This window comes from Mesorhizobium sp. WSM4887 (assembly GCF_029625865.1).
Classification (GTDB): Bacteria; Pseudomonadota; Alphaproteobacteria; order Rhizobiales; family Rhizobiaceae; genus Mesorhizobium.
The window spans coordinates 275,289-291,497 of record NZ_JARTVP010000003.1; the positions used below are offsets into that span (position 1 = coordinate 275,289).

Below are 16,209 nucleotides of genomic sequence, written 5' to 3' on the forward strand. Positions count from 1 at the left end.
AGCCCAACGATCGCGTCCAAACTCTCTTCGTTCAGGAGGTGGACGCCATGCCGTCAACAACTCAGATCACAGTGCCGCAGCTTGCCCGACTGGTCGGCCTGCCGGATGCACCTCGTCTCGTCGACGTACGCATCGACGACGACTTTCAAGCCGATCCGCAGCTGCTGCCGGCTTCTTACCGACGCGACTTCAGAACCGTCTCGACCTGGGCGGCCGACTTCTCCGGATCCAAGGTCGTGGTCATCTGCCAGCGCGGAGAGAAGCTCTCGCAAGGCGTTGCCGCGTGGCTGCGCCACGAGGGCATTCCGGCGGAATCGTTGGAAGGCGGTTTCGCGGCCTGGGCCGCCGTCAAGGCGCCGTTAGTCGCGGCCGACGCAATTCCGCCTCGCGATGGGAAGGGTCGCACCGTATGGGTCACGCGTTCCCGGCCGAAGGTCGATCGCATCGCCTGCCCCTGGCTGATCCGACGATTTGTCGATCCTGGCGCCGTGTTCCTGTTCGTCGACCCGGCCGAGGTGCCCCTGGTGGCGGATCGCTTCGCCGCGGTGCCCTTCGACATCGAAGGCGTGTTCTGGAGCCATCGCGGCGATCATTGCACCTTCGACACGATGATTGAGGAGTTCGGCCTGCGCACCGAGGCGCTCGATCGTCTGGCGCTGATCGTGCGCGGCGCGGATACAGCGCGTCTCGACCTGGTGCCGCAGGCTGCCGGGTTCCTCGCCGCGTCGCTCGGCCTGTCGCGCATGTTCCGCGACGACCTGGAACAGCTCGAAGCCGGCATGCTGCTCTATGACGCTTTCTTCCGCTGGTGCCGCGACGCCACGGACGAGACGCATAACTGGCCGGCCGGGGGTAAGCAACAATGACCGTGCTTGCCAAGGACAGCGCCGAGCAGCCGGCCGATGTCCCGGCTGTGCCGACCTTCAGTGATGCGACGCGGCTGTGGGCCAAGATCGGCCTGCTCTCTTTCGGCGGGCCGGCTGGGCAGATCGCCCTGATGCACAAGGAACTGGTCGAGGAGCGCCGCTGGATCGGCGAGGAGCGGTTCCTGCATGCTCTGAACTACTGCATGCTTCTTCCGGGTCCCGAGGCGCAGCAGCTTGCCGTCTATATCGGCTGGCTGCTGCACCGGACGGCCGGCGGCCTTGTCGCCGGGACATTGTTCGTGCTCCCGGGCGCACTGGTCATGCTTGCCCTGAGCAGTTTCTACATGCTCTACAACGACGCGCCGGTCATCGAGGCGCTGTTCTTCGGCATCAAGGCGGCGGTGCTGGCGGTCGTCGTCGAAGCGGTGATCCGCATCGGCAAGAGGGCGCTGAAGAACCGGGTCATGGTGGCCATCGCGGTGGCGGCCTTTCTTGCCATCTATGTCCTCAAGCTGCCGTTTCCACTGATCGTGCTTGCGGCGGGACTCATTGGCTGGGTCGGCAATCACTTTGCACCCGGGCTGTTTTCGGGTTCGGCGCATGGCAAGGGCAACGCCGCCGCCGACAGAGGCGGCGTGGTCGACCTGATGTTCGAGCGCGGCGAGCTCGGCCACACCGTGCCGACCAAATGGCACGCAGCCCGGACCATCGCCATCTGGCTGCCGATCTGGCTCGGACCGGTGGCGCTGATCGCCGTGCTGGCAGGGCCGGGGAGCGTATGGGCGCAGATCGGCGGCTTCTTCAGCCTGATGGCGGTCGTCACCTTTGGCGGCGCCTATGCGGTTCTTGCCTATGTCGCGCAAGCCGCGGTGACCTCGTTCGGCTGGCTTTCGCCCGGAGAAATGGTCGACGGGCTCGGACTTGCCGAGACGACGCCCGGACCGCTGATCCTGGTGCTGCAATTCGTCGGCTTCGCCGCCGCCTATCGCCATGCGGGTACGCTCAGCCCTCTGCTTGCAGGGTCGCTGGGGGCGGCGCTGACGCTCTGGGCTACCTTTGCGCCCTGCTTCTTCTGGATATTCCTCGGCGCGCCCTACATCGAGCAGCTGCGGCAGAACAAGGCGTTGTCGGCGGCGCTCGGTGCGATAACGGCAGCGGTCGTCGGCGTGGTGATGAACCTTGCGCTGTGGTTCGCGCTGCATGTCGTCTTCGGCAAAGTCGAGAGCGTCGGCTGGGGCGTCGAGGTTCCGGTCGTTTCCTCGCTCGACTGGCGCGCGGCGCTGCTGTCGGCGGCGGCGATGGTCGCCATGCTCAGGCTGAAGGCCGGCATGCTGCCGACGCTCGCGGCATCCGCGCTGGCGGGACTGGCTCTACAGGCATTGTGAATTGTTTCCAGCCGCAGCCAAGCGTGATCGGAGCTATGTTTACAACTAACATGTCAGTATGCTACGCCTGCTCGCGGATTGATGAATGGAGAATTGCAGGTGGGTTCGCGCTTTGGTCTGTCGGTTGCGCTCACAACGCCCTTTGATGCAGCCGGGCGGATCGCCGTTCCGCTGATGACCGAGCATGCTAAGGCCTGTCTCGATGCTGGCTGCAGCAGCGTAACGCTGTTCGGCACCACCGGCGAAGGCGCTTCCGTCGGTACGGCGGAGCGGCAGGCGGTCATCGATGCCATGCTTGCGGCGGGCATATCCGCCGACCAACTTGTTGCAGGCGTGCTGGTCGATGCGGCGGAGGACGCTGCCGAGCAGTGCCGCCAGGCGTTGCAGCGCGGCGCCCGCAACATCCTTCTGGCGCCGCCGAGCTATTTCAAGAATGTCGGTGACGACGGGTTGTTCGGCTGGTTCGGCGCCGTGTTCGCCGCGCTCGGTCCGCTGGCCCGCGGCATGCTGCTCTACAACATCCCCTCGGTCACGACGGTGCAGCTGTCGCTCGACCTGATCGGCCGGCTTCGCAAGGCGTATCCGGGCGTGGTCGCCGGGGTCAAGGATTCCGGTGGAGACTGGGGCTACAGCGAAGCGCTGCTCAAGACGCATGGCGACCTGATCATCCTCATCGGCGACGAACGGCATCTGGCGCCGGCGGTGCGGATCGGCGGCCAGGGCGCGATTTCCGGCATGGCCAATTTCGTCGCCGGCGAACTGCGCGCCATGATCGAGAGCAGACGCGACGACTCCCGCGTGGAAAGCTTCGTCCTCGAACTGCTCCGGCATCCGGTCATCCCGGCGGTGAAGGCCATGGTGGCGCGCCAGACCGGCGACGAACGCTGGCTGACGGTTCGGCCGCCGCTCGAGCCGGTAGCCTTGCATGAACGGCAGCAGCTTGGCGCCGCTTACGACAGGCTGTTTGCGACACAGGCAGCCTGAACCGGGGAGGGCGCTGATCGGCATGGACGACACGAGCGAACCGGCAACCCTCAGGGAGAAGGCCTATGCCAGCTTCACGCGGCATCTGCTGGCCCGCGACCTCAGGCCCGGCCAGTTCGTTTCGCAGCGCGAGCTGGTCGCCTTCACCGGCCTGCCGCTCGGAGCCATCCGCGAGATCGTGCCGCGGCTCGAGGCCGAGGGACTGCTGACCACCATACCGCAACGCGGCATGCAGATCGCGCATATCGACATCAGCCTGATCCGAGAGGCTTTCCAGTTCCGCCTGTTCATGGAGCGCGAGGCGGTCGCGCTGTTTGCCGTCAACGCGCCCGACGCCGAGATTGCGGGTCTGAGGCGCGAGCACGAGGACATGCTCGCCCAAGCGCTGGCGCAGACCCCGACCCCCGAAATGGAAGCCAAGGCCCAGAACATCGACTGGGCTATGCATGACACCTTCATCAGCGCGTTGGGCAACGAGATCATCGCCAAGGCCTATCTGGTAAATTCGGTGAAGATCCGGCTCATCCATCAGGAGCGGTTCCGCATCGACGGTCGCGTCGTGCCGGTCATGCGCGAGCATCTTGCGGTGATCGAGGCCCTGGAGAAACGCGATCCGCAGATGGCGGTCGAGGCGATCAGCCAGCACATCGACAATGCGCGCCGGCTGGCGCTGCAGATTTGAGGAAGCAGAACCGCGCCGCAATCGTCGTGGCGTAATCGACAACGACAACCGGGAGGAAGAAATGTCGTCCAATCCATTCAGTCCAACTAGAAGGCAGCTGCTCCAGGGAACCGCGGCTCTCGCCGCCACCGGCCTCGTCGGTCTTCGTCCGAGCTTCGCCGCGGGCGTCGACTGGAAGCGCTTTGCCGGCACGACGCTCGACGTCAACCTAGTCAAGAGCCCGCGCAGCGACACCATCCTGAAGAATCTCGCGGAGTTCGAGGAGCTGACCGGCATCAAGGTCAATGCCGAGGCGACACCCGAACAGCAGCAGCGCCAGAAGACGGTGATCGAGCTCAGCTCCGGCAAGCCGAGCTTCGACGTCGTGCATCTGAGCTACCATGTGCAGAAGCGCCAGTTCGAGAAGGGCGGCTGGCTGGCCGACATTTCCGGCTTCGTTGCCGATCCGGGCCTCACCGATCCCGGGCTGACCGAAAGCGACTTCGCCGAGGCGGGCATCCAGTTCGCCAAGGACGGCCAGGGTGTGCTGCGCTCGCTGCCGTTCTCGGTCGACTACTGGATCCTCTACTGGAACAAGGAGCTGTTCGACGCCAAAGGTATAAAATATCCCGAGAGCTTCGAGCAGCTGGTGGCCGCCGCTGAAGCGCTGACGGATCCCTCAAGCAACACCTTCGGTTTCGTCGCACGCGGTCTCAAGAACGCCAACACGCCGGTGTGGACGTCTCTGATGCTCGGCTACGACATGACGCCGCTCGGCAGCGACGGCAAGCTGCGCACCACCTCGCCGGAGGCGATCGAGGCTGCCGCCCTCTACCAGCGGCTGATGACCAAGGCCGCGCCTACCGGCGTCACCGGCTTCAACTGGGCCGAGGCGCAATCCGCCTTCCTGCAGGGCAAGATCGGCATGTGGTTCGATGGCGTGGGCTTCGCACCGCCGATGGAAAATCCGGAGAAGTCGCGGGTGGTCGGCAAGGTCGGCTATGGCGTCATGCCGAAGGGACCCAAGGCGCATGCCGCAGGCACGTTCGGCGACGGCATCGGTGTCACGTCCGCCAGCGCGAAGAAGGAAGCGGCCTATCTGTTCTGCCAGTGGGCGGTCTCTCCGGCCATGGGCGCGCGCCTGCTGCAGGCCGGCGCCGGCGTGCCGTTCCGCAAGTCGGTGCTGGAAGACCCCAAGGTGCGCGAAGGCGTCACCATGCCGCCGAGCTGGCTGGATGCCGTGGTCGGCTCAGGCAATATCAGCCGGCTGGCGCTGCCGGTCATCATCCCGGTCACCGAGTTCCGGGACATCTATGGCGTGGCGCTGACCAACATGATCGCCGGCGCCGATCCCGCCGACGAACTGAAGAAGGCCACCGATCAGTTCCAGCCGGTTCTCGACAGGAGCGAGCAAGGCTGATGTCCGCCATCGCCCCGGAACGCGCAGGGGTGACGACGCAAGCCGTCGAAGAGAGCCAGCCGATCCGGCTGGCTCCAAACTACTGGCCTTTCGTCATTCCTGCGCTCGTCGTCGTCGGCGCCGTGATCGTCTTTCCCTGGGCCTTCACGTTGTGGATGAGCGTCAACAGCTGGACGCTCGGCCAGTCGCGAAGCTTTGCCAGGATGGAAAATTATCTGCGCCTGGCGAGCGATCCGCGGTTCTGGGAATCGCTTTGGCATACCTTGATCTATACTTTCCTGTCGGTGGTCGCGCCGATGTTTTTCGGTACCGTCGCCGCGCTCATCTTCGACGCCAGGTTTGCCTTGCGCGGTCTGCTGCGCGGCGTCTTCGTGATGCCGATGATGGCCACACCCGTCGCCGTGGCATTGGTCTGGACCATGATGTTCCATCCGCAGCTCGGCGTGCTCAACTATCTCCTGTCGCTGGTCGGCATTCCGGCGCAGGAGTGGATCTTCAACGCCAACACCGTCATTCCTTCGCTGGTCGCGGTGGAGACCTGGCAGTGGACGCCGCTGGTGATGCTGATCGTGCTGGGTGGGCTGGCATCCGTGCCGCGCGAGCCGTTCGAAAGCGCCGAGATCGACGGCGCCAATGCCTGGCAGCAGTTCCGCTACCTCACCTTGCCGATGATCGCGCCGTTTCTGATGATCGCGGTCATCATCCGCACGATCGATGCGCTCAAGAGCTTCGATATCATCTACGCGATGACCCAAGGTGGGCCGGGCACGGCATCGGAAACAATCAACATCTATCTCTACAACACCGCCTTCTCCTATTACGACATGGGCTACGGCTCGGCCATGGCGGTGGTGTTCTTCATCGTCATCGTGGCCCTGTCCTTCATCCTCCTGATGCTGCGCCAGCGCTCGCAATGGGTCGACACGGAGGGCAAATAGGTGAGCTCGCGGCTGCTCAACAAGATAGGCCTGTTCTTCGCGGCGCTGGTGCTGGTCTCGCCGGCGATCCTGTTCTTCCTCTGGATGATCTCGCTGTCGCTGAAGTTCGAGATCGACAACGGCGCTTATCCGCCGATCCTGATCCCGGAGCGCTTCGCTTGGTCGAACTACGCAAAGGTGTTCGAGGAGAACAATTTCCTGCTCTATCTGTGGAACTCGGTGCTGGTGACCGGCACGGCGACGCTGCTGGCGCTGCTGATCGGAGTGCCGGCCGGCTATGGCATCGCCAGGCTCAAGGCGGAACGCTCGGCGATCGTCATCATGATCGCCCGCATGACGCCCGGGCTTTCCTATCTCATCCCGCTGTTCCTCCTGTTTCAGTGGCTGGGCATCCTCGGCACGCTCTGGCCGCAGATCATCATCCATCTGGTGGTGACGGTGCCGATCGTGGTCTGGGTGATGATCGGCTATTTCGAGACGACGCCGATGGAATTGGAGGAGGCCGCCAACATCGACGGCGCCAGTTCGTGGCAGGTGTTTCGCCTGGTCGCGCTGCCGATCGCCAAGCCCGGCATCGTCGTCGCCTTCATCCTGTCGATCATCTTCTCGTGGAACAACTTCGTCTTCGGCGTGGTGCTCGCCAGCCGCGAGACGCGGACATTGCCGGTCGCGGTCTACAACATGCTGTCCTACGAGCAGGTGAGCTGGGGGCCGCTCGCCGCCGCCGCGCTGGTGGTGACGCTGCCGGTGCTGGTGCTGACCATGTTCGCGCAACGGCAGATCGTCGCCGGGCTGACCGCCGGCGCGGTCAAGGGTGGCTGAGCGCCTGATCCGCCCTCATTCTTTCGGAGATACGCAATGGCATCGGTAAGCATCAACAACGTGCAGAAGGCTTTCGGAGCCACTCGGATCATCCACGATGTCAGCGTCGATATCGCCGATGGCGAGTTCGTCATCCTGGTCGGACCGTCGGGCTGCGGAAAGTCGACGCTGCTGCGCATGATCGCGGGGCTGGAAACGATCTCGGCCGGAAAGATCGCAATCGGCGAGCGCACCGTGAACAACCTCAGGGCACGGGACCGCAACATCGCGATGGTGTTCCAGAACTACGCGCTCTACCCGCACATGACGGTGGCGGACAATATGGGCTTCGCGCTCAAGATCAAGAAAGCCGATCCGGCCGATACCGCGAGCCGGGTGAAGCGGGCAGCCGGCATTCTCGGCCTGGAAAAGCTGCTCGACCGCTATCCGCGCCAGCTTTCCGGCGGCCAGCGCCAGCGCGTCGCCATGGGCCGCGCCATCGTGCGCGACCCGCAGGTGTTTCTGTTCGACGAGCCGCTCTCCAATCTCGACGCCAAATTGCGCGTGCAGATGCGCGGCGAGATCAAGGCGCTGCATCAGCGGCTCGGCACCACCACCATCTATGTCACGCACGACCAGATCGAGGCGATGACCATGGCCGACAAGATCGTCGTGCTGCACGACGGTCTGGTCGAGCAAATCGGCGCGCCGCTCGATCTCTACGACCGGCCGGCCAATCTGTTCGTTGCCGGCTTCATCGGCTCGCCGGCCATGAACTTCATCCACGGCCACATCGAGGAGGGCATCTTCCGCAGTGCCGGTGGGCTGACGTTGCCGCTACCGCAAGGCATCCGGCCGAGCGAAGCCGCGGGAAGGGAACTGGTCTACGGCATTCGTCCCGAGCATATCCGGGCGACCGGCCAGGGTCTCTCCGGCACAGTCACGCTCATGGAGGCGACCGGCTCGGAAATCTTCGCCACGGTCGACTGCGGCGGAGAGGTGATCTCCTGCCTTTTCCGCGAGCGGCTAGCGCTGAAGCAAGGCGAGAGCGTGCGGATCGAGATCGACCGCGCCTCGGCGCACCTGTTCGACGCCAAAACCGGCCGGCGCATCTGATTGCCCTGCCCGCGCTCTCACCGCGGCGGCCAGGGAGTGCTTGAGATTCGAGCGAACGGAAAGCAACGGGAGCCCAGTTGCAAGAAAATGCAACATGGGAGCATTGCAAAAGTCAGCCAACCCTTTGATTTAGTTGGTGATCCCGACAGGAATCGAACCTGTGACCTACAGATTAGGAATCTGCCGCTCTATCCTACTGAGCTACGGGACCACGCGGCCCGACACATAAACGCTTCGGGCCGGTTCGCCAAGAGGCGTTACCGGCCGATCGGCGGCAATCGGCCGGGAAGGTCGCCTCCGTGCAAAGCGGTCAGGCGGCCAGCGCCGTCTCCACCAACCTCACCCAATAGCTCATGCCGTGCGGGATGACCTCGTCGTTGAAGTCATAGGCCGGATGGTGAAGGCCGGCGGTGTCGCCGTTGCCGATGAAGATGAAGGCGCCGGGGCGCGCTTCCAGCATGTAGGAAAAATCCTCACCGCCCATCACCGGCTGGATGGCGCGGTGGACATTCGCGTCGCCGGCGACGCCGGCGGCAATATCGCTGGCGAAGGCCGTCTCTTCCGGATGGTTGAAAGTGACGGGATAGTTGGGGTCGTAGTCGACCTCGATCGTCGCGCCGAAGGCTGATGCCAGGCCAGCGCAAATGGCGCGGATTTTCTCCTCCGCTTTCCTGGCCACTTCCTTTTTCAGCGTGCGCACCGTGCCCGCGATCTCGGCTTTTTCCGGTATGACGTTGTAGGCATCGCCGGCATGGAATTTGGTCACCGACACGACGACGGCCTCGACCGGATCGGTGCTGCGTGAAGCAATGGTTTGCAAAGCGCTCACCAAGTGGCTGGTAATTACGATCGGGTCGATCGTGGCATGCGGCATCGCCGCATGGCCGCCATGCCCCTTGACGGTGATGGTGAATTCGGCGGTCGCCGCCATGATCGGGCCGGGCTTGATGGCGAACTCGCCGACGGGCAGGCCGGGCATGTTATGCATGCCGAACACCTTCGAGATGCCGAAGCGTTCCATCATGCCGTCCTTGACCATTTCGTTGCCGCCGCCGCCGCCTTCCTCGGCGGGCTGGAAGATCACCGCCACGGAGCCGACGAAATTGCGCGTTTCGGCGAGGTATTTGGCTGCGCCGAGCAGCATGGCGGTGTGGCCGTCATGGCCGCAGGCATGCATTTTGCCGGGAACGCTCGACGCGTAAGGCTTGCCGGTGATCTCGTTGATCGGCAAAGCGTCCATGTCGGCGCGCAGGCCGATGGCCGGACCCTCGCCCTTACGGCCGCGGATGATGCCGACGACGCCGGTTTTGCCGAGGCCGGTCACAACCTCGTCGCAACCGAAAGCCTGCAGCTTGTCGGTGACGAAGGCGGCGGTCTGGAAAACGTCGAAGTTCAGTTCCGGCGTCTGGTGCAGATGGCGCCGCCAGCCCGCGACTTCTTCCTGCATTTCCGCGGCACGGTTGAGAATTGGCATAATCGTTCCATTTCTTTGTTGGGGCAGGCAATTCAGGGCCGCTGCCCGGCAAGTGTGATCGTCTGGCGCTTTGCCATTTTGACGTCACATAGGGTAAATAGCACCGCATAATGCGGCCCGGAGTCGAGGGTCGGTCCGCAGTATGCTGGCCATCGCGCAGCGAAATCTTACGGAGCCAGCGGCAACTACGGCAAGAGGCGATTTCGGAATTGATCATGCGGCAAAGGCATTTCCTCAACCTATTGCTTGCGGGGGCGCTGGCGCTGCCGATGCTTTCCGGCACTGCGCGCGCCAATCCGGTGGTGCTGTTCGACCTGAAGAGCGGCAAGGTGCTGGAGCATCAGGACGCCTTCAAGCGCTGGTACCCGGCCTCGCTGAGCAAGCTGATGACGGCCTATGTGACGTTCCGGGCGATCGCCGCCGGCGAGGTGGCGCTCGATTCGCCGATCAAGGTGACGAAACATTCGGCCGGCGAGCCGCCGAGCAAGATGGGCTTCAAGCCCGGATCGGTCATGCGGCTCGACAATGCGCTGAAGATGATGCTGGTCAAGTCGGCCAACGACATCGCCATGGCCGTCGGCGAGAACATCGGCGGATCGCAGGCCGCCTTCGCCGACCGCATGAATGCCGAGGCCGCCAGGCTCGGCATGGTCGGAACGCATTTCGTCAACCCGAATGGGCTGTTCTCGCCGGACCAGTACACGACCGCGCGCGACCTTGCCGTCCTGGTGACGGCGCTTCGCAACGACTTCCCGCAATATGCGCCGTGGTTCTCCATCGAGGGCCTTGCCGTCGGTAAGAAGGCGATCCCGAACTACAATCTGCTGATCGGGCGCTATCCCGGCGCCGACGGGATGAAAACCGGCTTCGTCTGCTCCTCGGGCTTCAACATGATCGGCTCGGCGACGCGCGATGGCCGCACACTGGTTGCCGTGGTGCTCGGCGAAAAATCCGCCATCAGCCGCGCCGAAGCGGCGGCGAAGCTGCTCGACCAGGGTTTTGACGCTCCGGCGGCCGGGTCGACGACGCTCGCGGCGCTCAAGCCCTATGGCGACACGCTGTCGCCCAACGACCTGCAGGACGACATCTGCAAGAAGAAGCCGAAGGAACAGCAGTCGGAGGCAGCGCCTGCCGTCGCCGCCAAGGACAAGGCCAAATCGCCCTATCAGGTGAAACTCGATCACCCGACGCTGATCGCGGTCGGCCTTGGCGGGGCCACCGGGCCGGCGCCCAAGGCTTTCGTCGACCAGACCGATCAGAACTATGCCGATGTGCCGCTGCCCAGTTGGCGGCCCGACAAGCCTCTGCCGGCCGGCGCCACACCCGCCGCAACCGCTGCCGCTGCAGCGCAGGGGGATCAGCCGGCCAAGGCGGCAAACTCGCCGTGACCGGGCGCAGCGGCTTTCCCATACCCGTCTCGGTGCTCACCGGCTTTCTCGGGGCCGGCAAGACGACGCTGCTCAACCGGTTGCTCAAGGATCCGGCGCTTGCCGACACTGCCGTCATCATCAACGAGTTCGGCGAGGTGGCGATCGACCATCTGCTCGTCGAGCAAGCCTCAGACGGCATCATCCAGCTTTCCGACGGCTGCCTTTGCTGCACGGTGCGCGGCGAACTCGTCGATACGCTGGCCGACCTCGTCGACCGGCTGCAGACCGGACGCATCGCCAGGCTGGCGCGCGTCGTGGTCGAAACCACCGGCCTTGCCGATCCTGCACCGGTGCTGCAGTCGATCATGGCGCATCCGGCGCTGGTGCAGGCTTTCCGGCTCGACGGCGTCATCACGCTGGTCGACGGCGTCAACGGGGCGGCCACGCTCGATAACCATGTCGAAGCGGTGAAGCAGGCGGCCGTCGCCGACCGCATCGTGCTGACCAAGACCGATCTCGCCGAGGCAAGCGACGTCGAGGCCCTGCGGGCGCGACTTCATCAGATAAATCCGAGCGCGGTCCTGCTCGACCTCAATGGTCCCGCTACCGGGGCAGCGTCGCTTTTCGATTGCGGCCTCTACAATCCCGAGACCAAGAGCGCCGACGTGCGGCGCTGGCTCGGAGAGGAGGCGGCGCATCATCATCATCACCATGATGACGGTCATGAACACGGCTCCCATCATCATGATCACCGCCACGACGGCCGCGTGCGCTCCCACTCGCTCGTCCATGACGGGCCGGTGCCGTTCTCGGCGATCGAGATGTTCCTCGATTTGTTGCGCTCGACGCATGGCGAGAAACTGCTGCGCATGAAGGGCGTCATCGAACTTCAGGAGGATCCGTCGCGGCCGCTGGTGATCCACGGCGTGCAGAAGATCCTGCATCCGCCGGCCAGGCTGCCGTCGTGGCCCGACGGACAGCGCGGCACGCGGCTGGTGCTGATCACGCTCGACATGCCGGAAGATTATCTCCAGCGGCTGTTTTCCGCCTTCACCAACAAGCCGTCGATCGACACGCCCGACCGGGCGGCGCTCGAGGCCAATCCGCTGGCGATCGCCGGGCTGTAGCTGCAGAGGTCCGATTGGCCTATGCCGCGCCGCCGCGCTCAACCAGGAAGCGATGGCCGCCGTCGATCGCCGCCGTCTCGATCAATTGGTGGCCGGCATCGGCGCAGAAGGCCGGAATGTCGATCACGGCCAGCGGGTCGGTGGTTTCCAGCCACAGACGGCTGCCAGGCCGCATCGCGGCCAGACGCTTGCGCGCCTTCAGCACCGGCAGCGGGCAGTTCAGCCCCTTCAGATCGTAGGTAGCGGCGGATCCGGCCAAGATCGAGAAATCTCAGCCGCCGAACATGCCGAGCAGTTTCTTCTTCAGCTTCGAGACCGTGCCTTCGTCGGCACTTGCCGCCTGCTGCGTTTCCGGCGCCGGTTGCGCGGAAGCCGCCTCGACGCCCGCGGTGACCACCGGCTGCTGAGCCGCCTGCTTGGCGGCTTCCTTTTCGGCCAGAGCCTGCGCCTTGGCGGCTGCCTTTTCAGCCTGCGCTTGCGCCTTCGCGGCCTTGGCCGCCTCGATCGCCGCAAGCCGCTGCTCCTCGGCCTTGCGCTTGGCCTCCTTCTCCGCGTCGAGCGCGGCCATCTTGCGGCCGAGCGGGGAATCGATGCGGCCCATGCGCGTCGTCTCGGTTACCGAGCCGTCGGCATTCATCGACGGCGGGTCGATCGGCACGCGCTCGCCGCGGGCGCGGCGCTTGGACCAGTCGGAAACGATGCTGGCTTCCTTGATGCCGGCGATGGCCGGCTTAGGCGGTAGTATGCTTCCCTTGACCGCGGCGTTGAACGCGGCGTCGTAGCGCTTTTCGTAGTCGGCGTAGGCCGTTTTCAACGAATCAGGCTGCGTCATTGCCGGGCAGGGGCCTGTCGGGTCGAAAGTGGCGCCTTCGGGCGCTGCCTGATTGAAGACGTAGCGCTTCTCGCAGACGTCGACTTTCGGCGGCACCTTGGTGATCTCGAAATTGTCGTAGCCGACCTTCAGCATCTTCCAGAACTCGTAGTTCGGGTCGTTGCGGTAGCGCGCCATGTTGGCGGCGGTCATGCGGAACGGGAAGGCCTGGATCTGGAACTCGGTCTGGCCGCCCTGGAAGGCATCGCGGCCGAAAGCATAGATCTGCTCGATCTGGGCATCGGTCATCGAATAGCAGCCGGACGAGGAGCAGGCGCCGTGCACCATCAAATTGGAGCCGGTGCGGCCGTTGGCCCTGTCATAGGCGTTGGGATAGCCGATGTTGAAGGACAGATGGTAGTTCGAGCGCGGGTTCATCTGCGACGGACGCACCGTGTAGAAGCCTTCCGGCGCCTGGCGGTCGCCCTCGGTGTATTTGGGGCCGAGCTTGCCCGACCATTTGCAGATGTCGTAGCTGGCGACGAGATCGTAGCGGCCGTTGGTCTTGGCCTTCCAGATCTCCAGCTTGCCTTCTTCCTTGAAGATGCGCGCCATCACCGAGGAGGTGCGCACCATACCCTTGGCCTTCATGTCGGCGAGGATCTTATCCGGCAGGGGCTTGTTGGCCTCCGGCGCAAAATCCTTCATCGACGAATCATTGCAGCCGGCGATGCCTATCGCGGCGACAAGGACTCCGGTGCGGGCAAGCTTGGCAAACATCGATACGGCTTTGTCTTTTCTCTCAGGCCAACGGCCTCGGCATGGCCGGCCCGCAGGCTCAACACCAATGGACCGTAAGCCCGTTAACCTTGAAAATTCCTTACCGCAAGCAATAGCCAACCCCTCGCGGATATTTTCATTGAGCCGAATGCGGCGGCATTTTTGTGGCGAAATTGTTAATCGCCGCCATAGTTGCGGCGAACGGCCGAATTAAACGGGTGGCGCTGGGGCAGACTCACGTGCTTTGTTTTCATGCATGTCGTTTTCGCAAAACCACTGCACAGTTTTGCGCGACATGCATCAAAGGCTGCGGCCCATCGCTAAATATTTCTCGCGGCGCTGCTCGCGGAAATCGGTGTTGGCGCCGGCGAAGTCCTTCATCGTCTTGGCGATCAGATCGCCGGTGGCGGCAATCACCGTTTCCGGCGCACGCTGGGCGCCGCCCATCGGCTCGGGAACGATGGCATCGATGATCTTCATTTCGAGAAGATCCTGGGCGGTGATCTTCATGTTGGTCGCCGCGTCCTTGGAACGGGTGGTGTCGCGCCAAAGAATAGAGGCCGCGCCCTCGGGCGAGATCACCGAATAGATGGCATGCTCAAGCATGTAGACGCGGTTGGCGGTGGCGATCGCGATGGCGCCGCCGGAGCCGCCTTCGCCGATGACCACCGAGATCGACGGCACTTTGAGCGCTAGGCAGGCTGAGGTCGAGCGCGCAATGGCCTCGGCCTGACCGCGTTCCTCGGCGCCGACGCCGGGATAGGCGCCGGCGGTGTCGACCAGCGTCAAAAGCGGGATCTTGAAGCGGTCGGCAAGCTCCATCAGCCGAACCGCCTTGCGGTATCCCTCGGGCCGTACCGAACCAAAATTGTGCTTGATGCGGCTTGCCGTGTCGGAGCCCTTCTCCTGGCCGATCACCGCCACCGGCTCGCCGCGGAAACGGGCAAAACCGCCGACGATCGCCTGGTCGTCGCCGAAATTGCGGTCACCGGCCAACGGCGTGAAATCGCTGAACAAGCCCTTGATGTAGTCGAGGCAGTGCGGCCGGTCCGGATGGCGGGCCACCTGGACCTTCTGCCAAGGGGTGAGCGCCTTGTAGAGATCGCGCAGCGCATCGCGCGAACGCTTCTCCAGCCTGCCGATCTCGTCGGCGACATCGACCGCCTCGCCGTTCTCCGCGAGCTTCTTCAGCTCAAGGATCTTGAGTTCCAGATCCTGCACCGGCTTTTCGAAATCGAGGTAATTATACATGCTGGGGCGGACCGATCCGTCGGAAGGCAATGGCTGGCGGAACCCTGGAAATGCTGGCTCCGGGCGGTGGAACGTCGCCCTCACATAGCGGTATGAAGCCTAGTCGGCAAGCGGATGATGATCGTTGACCAGCCGCACCAGCCGCTCCTCCAGCACATGAGTGTAGATCTGCGTGGTGGAGATATCGGCGTGGCCAAGCAGTTGCTGCACGGCCCTGAGATCCGCACCGTTCTGCAGGAGGTGGCTGGCGAAGGCGTGGCGCAGGACATGCGGCGAGATCTTGGTCGAGGCGATGCCGGCCCGCGCCGCCAAGCCTTTGAGATCGCGTGCGAAAACCTGCCGGGAGAGATGACCGCTGTCGGAAGAGGCTGGGAACAGGAACGGGCTGTCGGCGTAGGCCGGCACCCCCGCCCTGGCGGCAAGCCACGCCCGCATCGCGGCGCGCGCCTTGGCCGACAGCGGCACCATGCGCTCCTTGTCGCCCTTGCCGCGCACCATGAAGAAACGGTCGTCGCGCAGCGCCACCGTCACCGGCAGACCGACAAGCTCGGAAACGCGCAGGCCCGTGGCATAGAGCACCTCGACCAGCGCGTGCAGGCGCAGCGCCGCCAACCGGTCGCCGTCGGGCGCGGCCCCGCCCGCCTCCTCGGCCGCGCGGTCGACCAGGCGGCCCGTCTCAGCCTCGGTCATGGTCTTCGGCAGCGGCCGGCCCTTCTTCGGGCTGTCCAGCGTGCCGGTCGGGTCGTCGCCGCGCAGGCCCTCGGCATAGAGGAATTTGAAGAATTGGCGGATCGCCGACAATTTGCGCGCCTGCGAGGTCGGCGCGAAGCCACGCGCCGCGATGTCGTCCAGATAGGCGCGGATGTCGGCGGCTGCCGCTCCGGCCAGGCCGCCACCGATAGCTTCGGAGGCGTCTTCGAGGTCGCGTCGGTAGGAGGAAAGCGTGTTCTCGGCCGCACCCCGCTCGGCGCTCATCATCTCCAGAAAGGCTTCGATGCGGGCCGCGCTGTTCATTTGGCCGGGTCAGTTCTTCTTCGGATTGAGCTTTTCCGCGGGAATGCGCACGCTCATTTCGGCCTTTTTCGGCTCCACGAACATCGCCAGCGCGAACATCGCGCCATAAGCGACGCCTGCAAGAACCGCCAGCGTCACGACAAAGCGAAACAATGTCGGCATTCAGTCTTCGCCCGTCTTCTTGTTCTGCGATTCCAAACCCTGTGCCCTT

General features: G+C 64.3%; 16 protein-coding genes and 1 tRNA gene. 10 read left to right on the forward strand and 7 right to left on the reverse strand.

From position 1 onward, the window contains the following. Positions 1-47 precede the first annotated feature (47 nt). The 8 genes from P9230_RS14945 (at position 48) to ugpC (ending at position 8,171) form a co-directional block, all read left to right on the forward strand. Positions 48-866, forward strand: a complete 819-nt coding sequence (locus P9230_RS14945; RefSeq protein ID WP_278119699.1) for a sulfurtransferase/chromate resistance protein — start codon at positions 48-50, stop codon at positions 864-866. Next, positions 863-2,251, forward strand: a complete 1,389-nt coding sequence (gene chrA, locus P9230_RS14950; protein WP_127247144.1) for a chromate efflux transporter — start codon at positions 863-865, stop codon at positions 2,249-2,251. The genes P9230_RS14945 and chrA overlap by 4 nt, the downstream gene beginning before the upstream one ends. Before the next feature lie 99 nt (positions 2,252-2,350). Beyond that, positions 2,351-3,235, forward strand: coding sequence for a dihydrodipicolinate synthase family protein (locus P9230_RS14955; protein ID WP_278119702.1), 885 nt, complete (start codon positions 2,351-2,353; stop codon positions 3,233-3,235). 22 nt (positions 3,236-3,257) lie between these two features. Continuing rightward, the gene (locus P9230_RS14960; protein WP_067319209.1) at positions 3,258-3,917 is read left to right on the forward strand and encodes a GntR family transcriptional regulator; all 660 of its coding nucleotides are present in this window, start codon (positions 3,258-3,260) and stop codon (positions 3,915-3,917) included. Positions 3,918-3,978: 61 nt separating this feature from the next. Beyond that, positions 3,979-5,316 carry a sugar ABC transporter substrate-binding protein gene (locus tag P9230_RS14965; protein WP_278119705.1) on the forward strand — a complete coding sequence of 446 codons (1,338 nt, stop codon included), beginning with the start codon at positions 3,979-3,981 and terminating at the stop codon, positions 5,314-5,316. Next, on the forward strand, positions 5,316-6,254 hold the full coding sequence (locus P9230_RS14970; protein ID WP_278119707.1) for a sugar ABC transporter permease: 939 nt from the start codon (positions 5,316-5,318) through the stop codon (positions 6,252-6,254). Before P9230_RS14965 ends, P9230_RS14970 begins: the two co-directional genes overlap by 1 nt. Beyond that, on the forward strand, positions 6,255-7,076 hold the full coding sequence (locus tag P9230_RS14975; protein ID WP_082953638.1) for a carbohydrate ABC transporter permease: 822 nt from the start codon (positions 6,255-6,257) through the stop codon (positions 7,074-7,076). A gap of 36 nt (positions 7,077-7,112) precedes the next feature. Beyond that, positions 7,113-8,171 (forward strand): sn-glycerol-3-phosphate ABC transporter ATP-binding protein UgpC, encoded by a 1,059-nt coding sequence (gene ugpC / locus P9230_RS14980; protein ID WP_066990385.1) that lies wholly within the window; start codon positions 7,113-7,115, stop codon positions 8,169-8,171. A 134-nt stretch (positions 8,172-8,305) separates the two neighbouring features. On the opposite strand, the gene P9230_RS14985 is transcribed toward ugpC, so the two are convergent. After that, a tRNA-Arg gene (locus tag P9230_RS14985) sits at positions 8,306-8,382 on the reverse strand. 99 nt (positions 8,383-8,481) lie between these two features. Next, entirely contained in the window at positions 8,482-9,645 is a 1,164-nt protein-coding gene (locus P9230_RS14990) for a M20 aminoacylase family protein (RefSeq protein WP_278087980.1), read from the reverse strand. Between the two features lie 215 nt (positions 9,646-9,860). On the opposite strand from P9230_RS14990, the gene P9230_RS14995 reads away from it, so the two are divergent. Both P9230_RS14995 and P9230_RS15000 read left to right on the forward strand, forming a co-directional pair. Then, complete coding sequence (locus tag P9230_RS14995) at positions 9,861-11,033, forward strand: D-alanyl-D-alanine carboxypeptidase family protein (protein ID WP_278087981.1); 1,173 nt, start codon at positions 9,861-9,863, stop codon at positions 11,031-11,033. Next, positions 11,030-12,142, forward strand: a complete 1,113-nt coding sequence (locus P9230_RS15000) for a GTP-binding protein (protein WP_278119710.1) — start codon at positions 11,030-11,032, stop codon at positions 12,140-12,142. Before P9230_RS14995 ends, P9230_RS15000 begins: the two co-directional genes overlap by 4 nt. A 19-nt stretch (positions 12,143-12,161) precedes the next feature. Here the strand turns inward: P9230_RS15000 and P9230_RS15005 are convergent, their stop codons facing one another. From P9230_RS15005 to P9230_RS15025, 5 genes are all read right to left on the reverse strand, one after another. Beyond that, entirely contained in the window at positions 12,162-12,401 is a 240-nt protein-coding gene (locus P9230_RS15005) for a sulfurtransferase TusA family protein (protein ID WP_278119712.1), read from the reverse strand. A 12-nt stretch (positions 12,402-12,413) separates the two neighbouring features. Next, on the reverse strand, positions 12,414-13,733 hold the full coding sequence (locus P9230_RS15010) for a murein L,D-transpeptidase family protein (protein WP_127215955.1): 1,320 nt from the start codon (positions 13,731-13,733) through the stop codon (positions 12,414-12,416). A gap of 300 nt (positions 13,734-14,033) precedes the next feature. Continuing rightward, a complete protein-coding gene (locus tag P9230_RS15015; protein ID WP_067319192.1) occupies positions 14,034-14,984 on the reverse strand; it encodes an acetyl-CoA carboxylase carboxyltransferase subunit alpha in 951 nt (316 codons plus the stop codon). 99 nt (positions 14,985-15,083) lie between these two features. Beyond that, positions 15,084-15,998, reverse strand: coding sequence for a site-specific tyrosine recombinase XerD (locus P9230_RS15020; protein WP_127403979.1), 915 nt, complete (start codon positions 15,996-15,998; stop codon positions 15,084-15,086). Between the two features lie 9 nt (positions 15,999-16,007). Then, complete coding sequence (locus P9230_RS15025) at positions 16,008-16,160, reverse strand: histidine kinase (protein WP_066990358.1); 153 nt, start codon at positions 16,158-16,160, stop codon at positions 16,008-16,010. Positions 16,161-16,209 lie beyond the last annotated feature (49 nt).

What these genes read in the sequence shown, in the direction of transcription:
- P9230_RS14945 (WP_278119699.1), top strand. Translation starts at nt 48, where the DNA reads ATGCCGTCAACAACTCAGATCACAGTGCCGCAGCTTGCCCGACTGGTC.
- chrA (WP_127247144.1), top strand. Translation starts at nt 863, where the DNA reads ATGACCGTGCTTGCCAAGGACAGCGCCGAGCAGCCGGCCGATGTCCCG.
- P9230_RS14960 (WP_067319209.1), top strand. Translation starts at nt 3,258, where the DNA reads ATGGACGACACGAGCGAACCGGCAACCCTCAGGGAGAAGGCCTATGCC.
- P9230_RS14965 (WP_278119705.1), top strand. Translation starts at nt 3,979, where the DNA reads ATGTCGTCCAATCCATTCAGTCCAACTAGAAGGCAGCTGCTCCAGGGA.
- P9230_RS14970 (WP_278119707.1), top strand. Translation starts at nt 5,316, where the DNA reads ATGTCCGCCATCGCCCCGGAACGCGCAGGGGTGACGACGCAAGCCGTC.
- ugpC (WP_066990385.1), top strand. Translation starts at nt 7,113, where the DNA reads ATGGCATCGGTAAGCATCAACAACGTGCAGAAGGCTTTCGGAGCCACT.
- P9230_RS14990 (WP_278087980.1), bottom strand. Translation starts at nt 9,645, where the DNA reads ATGCCAATTCTCAACCGTGCCGCGGAAATGCAGGAAGAAGTCGCGGGC.
- P9230_RS14995 (WP_278087981.1), top strand. Translation starts at nt 9,861, where the DNA reads ATGCGGCAAAGGCATTTCCTCAACCTATTGCTTGCGGGGGCGCTGGCG.
- P9230_RS15010 (WP_127215955.1), bottom strand. Translation starts at nt 13,733, where the DNA reads ATGTTTGCCAAGCTTGCCCGCACCGGAGTCCTTGTCGCCGCGATAGGC.
- P9230_RS15015 (WP_067319192.1), bottom strand. Translation starts at nt 14,984, where the DNA reads ATGTATAATTACCTCGATTTCGAAAAGCCGGTGCAGGATCTGGAACTC.
- P9230_RS15020 (WP_127403979.1), bottom strand. Translation starts at nt 15,998, where the DNA reads ATGAACAGCGCGGCCCGCATCGAAGCCTTTCTGGAGATGATGAGCGCC.
- P9230_RS15025 (WP_066990358.1), bottom strand. Translation starts at nt 16,160, where the DNA reads ATGCCGACATTGTTTCGCTTTGTCGTGACGCTGGCGGTTCTTGCAGGC.